The organism is Chthoniobacterales bacterium, from assembly GCA_039930045.1.
In the GTDB taxonomy this organism is placed as follows: domain Bacteria; phylum Verrucomicrobiota; class Verrucomicrobiia; order Chthoniobacterales; family DASVRZ01; genus DASVRZ01.
In genome coordinates, this window is the sequence record JBDSQB010000010.1 from 60712 (window position 1) to 72226 (window position 11515).

Annotated in this window: 6 protein-coding genes; all 6 read left to right on the forward strand. The window is 57.6% G+C overall.

The window, feature by feature from the left end; translation table 11 throughout:
- Window positions 1-17: 17 nt before the first annotated feature.
- Window positions 18-731 (forward strand): response regulator transcription factor, encoded by a 714-nt coding sequence (locus ABIT76_08125; GenBank protein MEO7933110.1) that lies wholly within the window; start codon window positions 18-20, stop codon window positions 729-731.
- 275 nt (window positions 732-1006) lie between these two features.
- Window positions 1007-1231, forward strand: a complete 225-nt coding sequence (locus ABIT76_08130; protein ID MEO7933111.1) for a hypothetical protein — start codon at window positions 1007-1009, stop codon at window positions 1229-1231.
- A 60-nt stretch (window positions 1232-1291) separates the two neighbouring features.
- A complete protein-coding gene (gene lexA / locus ABIT76_08135; GenBank protein MEO7933112.1) occupies window positions 1292-1915 on the forward strand; it encodes a transcriptional repressor LexA in 624 nt (207 codons plus the stop codon).
- A gap of 160 nt (window positions 1916-2075) precedes the next feature.
- A complete protein-coding gene (locus ABIT76_08140; GenBank protein ID MEO7933113.1) occupies window positions 2076-5030 on the forward strand; it encodes a two-component regulator propeller domain-containing protein in 2955 nt (984 codons plus the stop codon).
- Window positions 5031-5654, forward strand: coding sequence for a response regulator transcription factor (locus ABIT76_08145; protein MEO7933114.1), 624 nt, complete (start codon window positions 5031-5033; stop codon window positions 5652-5654).
- Window positions 5655-5795: 141 nt separating this feature from the next.
- On the forward strand, window positions 5796-11141 hold the full coding sequence (locus ABIT76_08150) for an autotransporter-associated beta strand repeat-containing protein (GenBank protein ID MEO7933115.1): 5346 nt from the start codon (window positions 5796-5798) through the stop codon (window positions 11139-11141).
- Window positions 11142-11515 lie beyond the last annotated feature (374 nt).

Sequence of the window (11515 nt, forward strand, 5' to 3'; positions counted from 1 at the left end):
AATCATGCTCTCCACCGATGCCAGCTCCCGATACGAATCCCACCTGGCGCGTGCTCGTGGTCGAGGACGATCCGTCGATCCGCGATGTGCTGGAGTATGCGCTGAAAAACGAGGGCTTCGCCGTGCGCTGGACCGCCCGTGGACGCGAGGCTGTGGCCATCGTGGGCGAGGGGAAAACGGACATGGTGATCCTCGATGTCGGCCTGCCGGATTTCGATGGCTTTGAAGTCTGCCGACAGGTCCGCGCGGGAAATGTGGGAGCTTCGATTCCGATTTTATTTCTCTCCTCCCGCAGCGATGAGGTGAATAGGATCGTCGGCCTCGAAATGGGCGGCGACGATTATCTGGTGAAGCCGTTCAGCCCGCGCGAATTGATGGCACGAATCAAGGCTGTGCGCCGCCGCCTCACCTCCGGCGGAGCTGAAGCCGAGACGCGCCGGAAGATAGTTTACGGTCCGATCACACTCGACTTCGAGACGGTTCGTACGACTTGCGAGGATCGCGAGGTGAGCCTCACGCGGCAGGAAATGCGGCTGCTGGAATTGTTAGTATCGCGACCCGGCCGGGTCTTCACCCGCGACGAAGTGCTCGATCGCGCCTGGGGCGAGGGCGGACTAGTCACAGACCGAACCATCGATGTGCACATCAAGGCGGTGAGGAAAAAGTTTGCGCCATTTGAGTTTATCGAGACCGTGCGCGGCACCGGCTACCGCGTGCGCGAGCTTGGTTAGGAAATGGTTAGTAGAAAGTTTTTTGGGATTGCCGGTTGACGCGTCCCCGATCCTTGCTAAGTCTTACAACGTCATTCCAATGAAACTCGCCGTCCATTCCAAACCAACCTGCCTCGCCGCTGCCTATCGCGCTGCGAAGATGGTCGTCCGTATTTGGAATACTAACATGGGCCGTGGAGCTTTCTGATTTAAATCTAACCAAACATTTTTCCAGAAAACCCACTGCCCGAAAAGCAGTGGGTTTTTTGTTTCCCCCTCCAGAACAAAACAAAACCATGAACACAGAAAACATCCTAACCTACCTGCAGGTGCCGCCCGAAGTGGAGGCCTTGCAATTTGAGAGCCTGGTCGAAATCTACATCGACCTGGGACTCAACCGCGCCCAGGCCGCCGCCGCCGCGCAGGCCGACTACCTGTGCACTAACATGCTCGCCTTTCGCCGCCGCGGCACCATGGACGGGAGCTATCTTCTCGTCGGCAGCGCCCTCCGCGCGGCTTGAGTCGTAGTGCAATCTCTGCTTGCCAGCGCGCCGGCGAATCGTCTAAATAAAGCTCCTGCCATGGATGTTAGAATCAGCGCCGCCCAGCAGCGGATCATTACTGCCATTGCCAAGTTTGCGCGCAACGACCAGCCTGCGTTTGTGCCTGAACTGGTTCAGGAACTCGGCCTCGCAAATGCCAGCAGCGTGAATTCCACCTTGAAAACCATGCAACGCAACGGCCTTGTCGAAGTCGCCGGCGGCGGAGCCAAGGGCCGCTCGCGCGTCGTGAGATTGACCACTCTCGGACGCAATGCGGCTGGCATCGGCGGCCTGCCGTTATTGGGAAGAATCGCGGCTGGTTACCTCACCGAGGCGCTGGCCGAGCCCGAGGAAATGATCGATTACAAAGACCTGCTGCCATCGAGGGATGGAGATTTTTTGTTGCGCGTCACCGGCGATTCCATGACGGGAGACGGCATTCTCGATGGAGATAAAGTCCTGCTGCGTCCGGGTGTGGACTGGCGCGATGGCGAGATCGCCGCCGTCCAGGTCGGCTATGAGCGCGAGGCGACTTTGAAACGAATCTACCGCGAGGGCGCAAAGATTAGACTCAAGCCCAGCAACGACCGTTTTCCAGAAATCATCGTGAACGCATCCGACGTCATCGTCGCCGGCGTCTTTCGCGGACTCGTGCGCGACTAGCGACGCTAAAAGTTTTCATGAGATTCCACAAATCCTCCCCGACTCGCCGGTTTTAAGCTGAGCGACTAAATCGGCTTTGGATGCTGTGTGCTGTCAATCCAAGCAAACAAAACCAGTGTCTCCACTTTTCACCACATATCGCCCGAGTGTGTTGGTCATCTTGATCTTCGTCATCGAATTGATCGCTTCTATCGGCTCGACGCAGGCAACGTCGATTTATGAAATCCCCCTCTCAGAAGAATACGTTTTGCGCAGTTGGGAGGTAAACGATGGCCTGCCCAGCAACACCGTCAATGGGGTAGTTGAGACCAGCGAGGGCTACCTCTGGGTGGCCACGCCAAATGGCCTGGCTCGCTTTGATGGGGCGACGTTCGCTTTGTTTAACAAAAAAAACACGCCCGTGCTAACCTCGAGCCGTTTCGATGCGGTTTTTGCCTCACGGGAAAATGATTTATGGGCTGGCTTTGGACGTGGAGGAGTGGCTCGGCTTCGTGGAGGAAATTTTGAAGTCATATTGCCGGAGCGGCAGGACGCAGAGCCCAGAACAAGCGTCACTTCGTTTGTGCAGGATCCAATGGGAGCAGTTTGGTTTAGCCAAACACCCGCCAATAGAGTGGATCGCTGGCGCGATGGAAGTTTAACGGCCTTTACCGATCAGTTAGAATTCAAGGCCGCCTTTGAACTCAGGCTCCAGGGCTCGATTGCGGGGCAGGTGTGGTTTTCTAATAACTTAAGATGCGGCACTCTCGAAGGGGAGAAGGTGCGAACCGTCGATCCCGAAGGCGGGCAGGCAATCTGGCTAACGCCCTCGCGCAACGGAGGAATGTGGGCGGTGCGGGGGCAGCAACTTCTGCGCTACCATGATGATGGGAGCAAGGAGGTGGTGGCCGATCTTCCGTGGTCTGAAGGGGCTTCCATTGTGCTGGCCCTTTATGAGGATAAGGTCGGCAACCTCTGGATTGGAACCCGTATTGCCGGATTAATTCGTTTTCGTGATCGGCAATTTGTTCGCGTGCCGACTTCTCATTCCGCCGTGCGGACAATCGCAGAAGATCATGAAGGCAATCTCTGGGTGGGAACCGGAGGAGGTGGATTGGACAGGTTGCGCCAGACCTGTTTTCGCCTGCATCAGACCACCCACGGCCTGCTGCGCAATGACATAGTTTCACTGGACGAAGATGGAGAAGGGCGACTCTGGATTGCAGAAATCGATGGTTCGGTGGTGCGCTCTGTGGACTCTGGCAATCGGCGATTCGTAGCGGCTCCCAAGGGAGTGTTGAGCGGAGTGTTGGCCGTGCAGGCAACGAAAGGCGATCTTTGGTTTGCTACTTACGGCGATCTCTTTCGCTGGACCGGCAATGATTTCAAACGTGAAAAATTTGAGACCCCGAGCACGGGCTTGCTGATGGATCGAGAAGGCATTCTCTGGGTCGCGACGATCAACGCTGGTCTTTGTCGCTGGCGGGACGGAAAGATCGAGCACATTCCTGAAAAGAAGGGTCTTGTACGGCCTCGAGCACTGGCTGAGGACGGCGAGGGATGCCTGTGGGTGGGAACGGAAAGAGGAAGAATCTTTCGGCGTGAGAAAGATCAATTCGTCGAAATTCTTTTGCCCGAATCGCGCAATGGCCATCAGGTTCGTTTTATCGTGCCAGATGAGAAGGATGCGGTCTGGATCGGCACCTACGAAGGGGGACTTTATCGCTGGCGGGCTGGCAAGGTGACTCAACTCCCGCATGGAACCGATTTGCCGGACGAGGATCTCCGCGCGTTGACGATCGACTCCAGCGGAGATTTTTGGCTGGCCACCGGGCGTGGTTTGTTCCGGGTAAAACGGGAGCAACTCGAAACCGCCATGGGAGGGCGTGCAGCACACTTGCGGGTCATTCGTTACGGGCACAACGATGGACTTCCAAGCATGGAGTTCAGCTTCGGATTTCGCCATGGCAACACGCAGACGCGCGACGGACATCTTTGGTTTGCCACTTACAGCGGCGCACTGGAGGTCGATCCATTGCAATCGGCGAAGCCTGTGGAATCGAAGCCGCTCTTGATCGAGGAGGTTAAAATCGGAGGCGTATCGGTAATGCGTTCCAATAATAAGAAGCTCGTCATCCCACCGCGCCCGTCATCGCTGCAAATTCGTTATGCCTCACCGCAATTTACCGCTCCGGAAGAGATTCGATTTCGCTATCGGTTAATTCAAAGTGGCGAGGAGGAATGGATCAATGCCGGGAGTGAGCGGACAGCTACTTTCACCCATCTTCCCGCCGCAGATTATCGTTTTGAAGTCGCGGCCACGGATTTAGCCGGAACTTGGCTGCCGACTGTATCGCTGGAGGTTACCATTCAACCGGCATGGTGGGAGACCATTTGGTTTCGATTCGCTGCAGGGCTCACCTGCGCTCTGGGCTTGGCTTTATTGGTTCGTTACGTGGTCAATCGACGCATGCAGACACGGATGCGCAGGCTTGAGCAGGAAAATGCAGTCGAGCGCGAGCGCACTCGCATCGCGCGTGACATGCACGATCAAGTCGGCGCAAACCTGACACAGATCGCATTGTTCGCCGGGCTGGCCGAATCAGAAAGTGAGAAGGAATCTCCGGGCGCAGCCCATGCGGCACGAGCGGCAGCGTCCGCACATCAGGCCATCAACGCACTCGACGAAATCGTCTGGGCGGTGAATCCGCGCCACGACAACCTGCCCAGCCTTCTCGATTATCTCGGCCAGCGCACAGTCGATTATCTGCACGGCATTGGTATTCGTTGCATCTTGGATTTGCCGCACAACCCGCCACCGCTCCCGCTCCCTGCGGATTATCGGCATCATTTCTTCTTGATCGTCAACGAGGCACTGAACAACGCTGTGAGGCACGCCGCCCCGCACGAGATCCGTATGAAAATCCAAATTTATGACTCCGCACTCACGGTCGAAATCGCAGACGACGGGCAAGGTTTTTCTGAGGACAAAATCCAGTCAGGTTCCAATGGATTGATCAACATGCGGGAACGGGCGGCTGCGCTGAATGGCACCTGTCAGATCGAAAGCCAGCCGGGGCACGGCACCCGTTTGCGATTCGATCTGCCATTGCCGTCGAAAAAACCACGTCGCTAAATGATCCGCGTTGCCATTGTCGAAGATGACGCACTCACCCGCGAAGGTCTGCTGATGCACCTGCGCCGCAGAGCTGATTTCGTCTGCGTCGGCGCGCACGAAAACGGGAAGGATGCATTGCGATATCTGCCGGGAGAAAAGCCAGACGTCGTCCTCATGGACATCAACCTTCCCGGGCTCAACGGCATCGAATGTGTCGCCGCGCTCAAGGCGGCTCACCCGGATATCCAAGTCTTAATGCTGACGACCTACGACGACAGCGATCGCATCTTCGAATCCTTACGGGCTGGGGCGAGCGGCTACCTCCTCAAGCGGACGGCACCCGCGCAGTTGGTCAAGGCGATCGAAGAAGTGCGCAACGGCGGCTCTCCGATGTCGATGCAGATCGCGCGCAAAGTCGTCTCCCATTTTCATCAGATCAAGAAACCGGAAAGAGAAACCGACAAACTCAGCGCACGGGAAATGGAAATCCTGGCACTGCTCGCAAAGGGAGCTCTTTACAAGGAAATCGCCGATCAGCTCGGCATCAGTCTGCACACCGTGCGCAACCATCTGCACGGCATCTACGGCAAGATTCACGTCCAGACACGCACCGAGGCGGTGCTGAAGTATCTCGACCGCTAATATCTGCGGCGGCAGTCAGATGGGATGGCGGAGGGGGGGAACGTATGTTCCATGGCGGGGCACCGTTGAATATCGGAATCTTTATGACGCCGAACTTTGCTCACTTCCTAAATCAACCCCTTCGTTCACCAGATCATCACTATGAAATCCTCCTCCCCAAATTCATTCCCAGCCCTCGCCCTCGCTGTTACTGCGGCCCTCGCCCTCGGTCACTCTGCGCAGGCGGCGAATACTGCCGATACCTACACCGGCAGCGTGACGGGCAACGTGACCACTGGTTCGAACTGGAGTCTCGGCACTGCGCCCCTCGTAACCAACGATGCTGTTTTTAACAACGGCACGGGCATCCGCAATTTCGGCACTGGCGCTTCACCGGCCAACCTCACCGTGGGTTCCTTCAACGTCACGCCGAACAGCGGCACCTATACGCTTCGCAATGATACGAGCGGCGCGACAAACGTGACTTTGACACTCGGCGGCGCTGGTAATCTCGGCAACGGCATTTCCAGCACCTTTGGGACTGGATCTTCGTCGGATCTGATCTTTGCGGCATACGGGTCCACATTCAACCTGACCGGCACCAACGGCGGGGGCGGCACAGGTGTGTTGGGTATTGCGTTGGCCGAATCGGGCAACTTCAATATCGCCGGGACCTCTGCGATTTCGTCCATCATCACCGGAGCATTTGGCCTCACGAAAACCGGTGCGGGCACGTTGACGCTTTCCGCGACGAACACCTTCTCGGGCGGGCTTAACATCTCATCCGGCACGGTTGATATCGGCACGAACAACGCGGTTCTCGGCGGAACTTCCGGCACTGCAGGTGCGGTGACGCTCAATGGCGGCGCTTTGCAGATTACGCAGTCCCAGACAGACACCCACGTGATTACGGTCGGCTCTAATGGAGGTGTGCTGAGAATCCTGGCAGCGGGTAACGTGCAGACATACAATCTGGGAGTTGCGGGCGACCTGACTGGCTCCGGCACGTTAACTGTCACCGGCGATCGCGGTATCGGCATCAACGTTGGCGGCAACGCCTCGAAATACAACAGCGTTCTCGTGATGGGCAATGCGAACAGCGGCTACACCGGGAACATGGTTTTTCAAAGCGGCGGCACCGCGGAGATTACCAATGCCGGCGCAGTGGGAACCGGCGGCACCTTTACGTTAAACGATCAGGGCCAGATTTCTCTGGGCGTCAGTCTGGCGAAAGACATCACGGTGAATAACGGCGGTATTCTCGGCTTCAACGTAAACAACGTTACTTACTCTGGAGCGATCACATTAAATGGAGCTGCCAATGCTCGTTTGCAGTATTGGTATACCAACACGGCTGCAACCGGCGAGACGATCGGTGCGATGTCCGGCAGTGGAAGCTTGTCGGTGACTTCCGGCAACACTTCGGGCGGAACTCTGGCTCTCAACGGCACAAATACGTTCACCGGCGGCCTCACGGTCGCGGCATCGACGGTGTCCATCACGGGCAACTCGACCGGGATGACAGGCCCCATTAACATCAATTCGGCTTCCCTTTACAATGGGGTCGGAGCCGGGACTTTGACCCTGAACGGCAACACTGGTTCCCTCTCCTCGACTGCGACGGTCAATATCAATGGCGGCACGTTCAATTATCAAGGCGCTACTGCGGGGAGCACTCTCGACGCGACCGCCTACACCTTTGGCGGTGGCGATCGCAACTACCAGTCCACCTATGGCACCAGCGGCAACACCAGCCTGAGCCTCGCCAATTCGACGCGCACGGCTGGCACGACCAATAACTATTCGACGAGCGGCGGGACGAACGGCACGACCAACAAGATTACCTTCACGTCCGCTCCTGGAACGGGAGCTTTGATCGACAAGGGCGACTACTTCGGCGGCACCAGCTATGCCGCTTATGACGCTACTAATAGCGCCGTCCGCGCCTACGGCAGCGGTGATACGAATTATTCTGCCCAGGCGGCAAGTTCAACCGGATTTGTCGGGACTACTGCTGCGAGCAACGTGGATGTGACCGGAGCTATCACCAACCAGACCACGACTCAGATCAATACCCTCCGCCTCGGCACCACGAATGCCGTCACCATGACGGCCGCCAATACGCTCACCGTGGATGGCATCCTCAAATCGGGCGGCAATGCAGCAACCATCACCGGCGGCAGTGGCATCCAAGCTTCGAGCGGCGGTGAAATGGTGATTCGCACAAACGCTTCGGGTGACACTCTGACGATCAGCACGGTGATTCTGGACAACAGCACGAGCTCGCTCACCAAGTCCGGTCTCGGAACACTGAACCTGAACTCCGTGAACACTTACGCTGGCGGCACGACACTTAATGCGGGCGTGATCGTCTTGGGCAACAACAGTGGGCTCGGCACCGGCACGCTCACGATGAACGGTGGTGTGCTTCAGATGAATGCCAAGACGATCTCGAACAATATTGCCGTTGGGGCGAACGCCTCCGCGATGATTGATAACACGGGCAACAACTCAACGCTGAATGGAAATATCAGCGGCTCTGGAACCCTGACCATCGGGAACTCCAGCGGCAACAACCTGTCGGCTTTCCTCGGCGGTTCGAACTACAGCGGATTCACCGGCACGCTGAATTACTTCACGAGCGGTAATGTTGTGAACATCTTCGCCCCCGGCTCGACCTTAGATCTTTCCAACGCGGCAGTTAACTTCCTCAATCCGGGGAATGTCACGAATTCTGCCTTCAAGACCAATGGGAGTTTCGCCACGAAATTCGGTTCGCTGAGTGGCTATGGTTATATTGAAGACAACGGCACGGTTGAAATCGGCAATCTGAACACCAACACGAACTTCTGGGGAATTATCTCACTCGCGGGCGGCGTCACGAAAGTCGGCACCGGCACGCTGACCCTCAGCGGCGCGAATAGCTACTCGGGTGGCACGACGGTCAAGAACGGCACACTGGTGCTCGGCTATGGCGGCAGTCTTTCGGCAAGCACTACGTTGACCATCGGTGATTCCGCGACGAACACCAATGGCACCTTCCAGCTCGGCGACAGTCTGAACGCGGTCAACACCACGGTGACCAGTCTCGCGACCGCCGGCACGGGCACGTCCAACGCAATCGTAGGCGGCAACGTGAACGTCTCTACCTTGAACGTGAATAACGGCGGCGCTGTCACCTACGGCGGCAAACTCGGCGGCGCGGGCACCAACCAGAACAACCTGGCGCTACTGAAGACGAACAGCGGCCAGCTCACGCTTTCCGGCAGCAATACCTATAGCGGCGGAACGACGGTCAACGCGGGAACTCTGTCAGCGGCCAACAACAATGCATTGGGCAGCGGTGCACTGAATCTGAATGGCGCCACATTGAACAACGCGGGGGCGGGCAGCGACATCACGCTGACGAACAACATCGCGCTCACTGGAGCGAACAGCATCCAGCCAGGCACTAACAAGAACCTGACGATCAGCGGCGGTATCTCCGGCAGCGGTTCGCTGACGATGGGCAACGATAGCAACAACGTTTCTATCTTTTTTGGCGGCACCAACAGCATGACCAGCGGCACCATTACCCTGGCCAACAATACCAACGCGGTTCGCATCTCCAGCACCAACGCGGGCAATGCCAATGTTGCGTGGGTCTTCAATAACACAGGCGTCAATAGAGACACGCTGGATTTCGGCACGGGGACCATCTCCTTCGGTTCGATGACTGGCGCTGGCATTCTTCAGAACAACACGGCGGGCGGCGTGACTCAAACGATCTCAGCCGGTGCCTTGGGAACCACTGATACATTCAGCGGTGCGATCAAAGATTCGAGCACGGGGAACGGCAGCGGCACGATCGCATTCACCAAAGTCGGCACCGGCACGATGAGCCTTACTGGCGCGAACACCTACGCTGGTGGCACGACGGTTAAGAACGGCACGCTGGTGCTAGGAACAGGCGGCAGCCTTTCCACCAGCAACACGCTGACGCTGGGTGATTCCTCAACAAACGCCAACGGCATCTTCCAGTTGGGCAATGGCGGTGGAGCGGTCAATACCACCGTCACCAGCCTCGCGAAGGCAGGCACCGGAACGTTGAATGCCGTGGTCGGTGGCGACGCGGCAGTCTCGACGCTGACGGTCAACAACGGCGGCGCGGTCAGCTACAGCGGCAAACTCGGCGGCGCAGGCACCAACCAAAACAACCTTGCGCTCACCAAGACTGGCGCGGGAACGTTGACGCTCTCCAGCAGCAACACCTACACCGGCGGCACTACGGTCACTACGGGCATCGTTAACTTCGGCAACGCCTCGGCATTTGGCACAGGATCGATCACGCTCAATGGCGGCACGATCCAGGCTGGAGGAGGCTTTACCCTCGCCAATAACATTGTGGTCTCCGCCAGCTCGGTGATCGACATGGTTGGCAACAATACTGCGTTCAACGGCAACCTCAGCGGTTCGTCGGCGGTGAGCTTTACCGACAGCGGCCTCGCTTCCACAGCTACCTTAAGCGGAAACAACAGCGGCTTCAGTGGAACATTCACCATGAGCGGCAACGGCAATGGTAACGCGGTCGATTTCACCTCAGCCAACGCGGGCAGCGCCAGTGCGGCATGGGTATTCAATGATGCCGCTGTTGATCGCGTGCGAATCAAGATCGCCGGCGGCGGCACCATCAACTTCGGATCGCTGGCGGGAAGCGGGCAGATGCAAAACGATACGTCCGCAACGACATCGACAATCAGCGTGGGTGCCCTCGGCACTAGTACGACGTTTAGCGGCACGATGAAAGACAACGGCACGGGCATAATTGCTCTCACGAAGGTAGGTTCTGGCATGCTGACGCTCACCGGAGCAAATGCCTACACCGGCACCACTACGGTGAGCGGCGGCACATTGAACGCGGCAGCCGCGAATGCGTTGCAATCGACCTCAGCAATTACAGTAAGCACCGGGGGCACATTGCTCATCAGCAACAATGCCAGCACCAATCACGTAAACAATTCGGCTACCATCAACCTCAATGGCGGCACCCTTGCCATTGATCCTGCTCAGGAGGGTGTGGCTGCCACGAAGACTGGCGGCACTGTCACCGGAACCAGCACTGTGGGACTCGGGGCGCTGACCCTGAGCGCAAATTCGACGCTCGACTTCGACAGCGCCAGCAATGGCAACCTGCTGGTCTTCGCCACCGGGTTCACGGACGCGGGCAACGCGTTCAAGTTGAACATCACCAACTGGACCAATGCGAACTTCAACGGCACGACGAACTCGGGCCAGAGCACCGACGACCGGCTGGTCTTCAACCAAGACATGTCTTCATTCATTACGGCTGGCGACATCACGTTTGACGGATCGGCAGTCGGCGTGACCCAGATCCAATTGGACAGTGGCTTCTACGAAATCGGTGTCGCGCCTGTTCCCGAGCCTTCCACTTGGGTGGGTGCTGGTCTGATCACCGGACTGGCGGGCTGGAGCCAGCGCCGCCGACTGGCGAATGCCAAGCTCTCGTAATTAGCCAAGTGTCCCGCAGCGACGGGATCTACTGGTTGCTGTCTACCGCCTCGCCTTTGCGACAAATGTAATGAGACACGCTGGCACTGGCAATGCGATGAACGCATTCAGGGCCAGCACGCGCGTCTCGGGCGAGTACGGCATTCTCGAAACGAAGACTTACGACGGTCACGTCTCGAACCAATGTGCGGAGAACGCCTCGTCTGAGGTGAGAGTGGGGCTGGCTGCCGTCGACCAGCGTCGGCTATTGCGGGCAGTTTGGTGCCAAAAACCCATTTGTCGAAGAACTCACGGCCTCGTTCGGCGTGTGAAATGGCACCGCTGCGCAAAAAATCTGAAGTCATAAGCAGTTTGTGGTTGTGTTCTCGTTGAGA

Excerpts from the sequence above, each read along its gene's own strand:
- ABIT76_08125 (MEO7933110.1), top strand. The coding sequence starts at position 18 with ATGCCAGCTCCCGATACGAATCCCACCTGGCGCGTGCTCGTGGTCGAG.
- ABIT76_08150 (MEO7933115.1), top strand. The coding sequence starts at position 5,796 with ATGAAATCCTCCTCCCCAAATTCATTCCCAGCCCTCGCCCTCGCTGTT.
- ABIT76_08145 (MEO7933114.1), top strand. The coding sequence starts at position 5,031 with ATGATCCGCGTTGCCATTGTCGAAGATGACGCACTCACCCGCGAAGGT.
- lexA (MEO7933112.1), top strand. The coding sequence starts at position 1,292 with ATGGATGTTAGAATCAGCGCCGCCCAGCAGCGGATCATTACTGCCATT.
- ABIT76_08130 (MEO7933111.1), top strand. The coding sequence starts at position 1,007 with ATGAACACAGAAAACATCCTAACCTACCTGCAGGTGCCGCCCGAAGTG.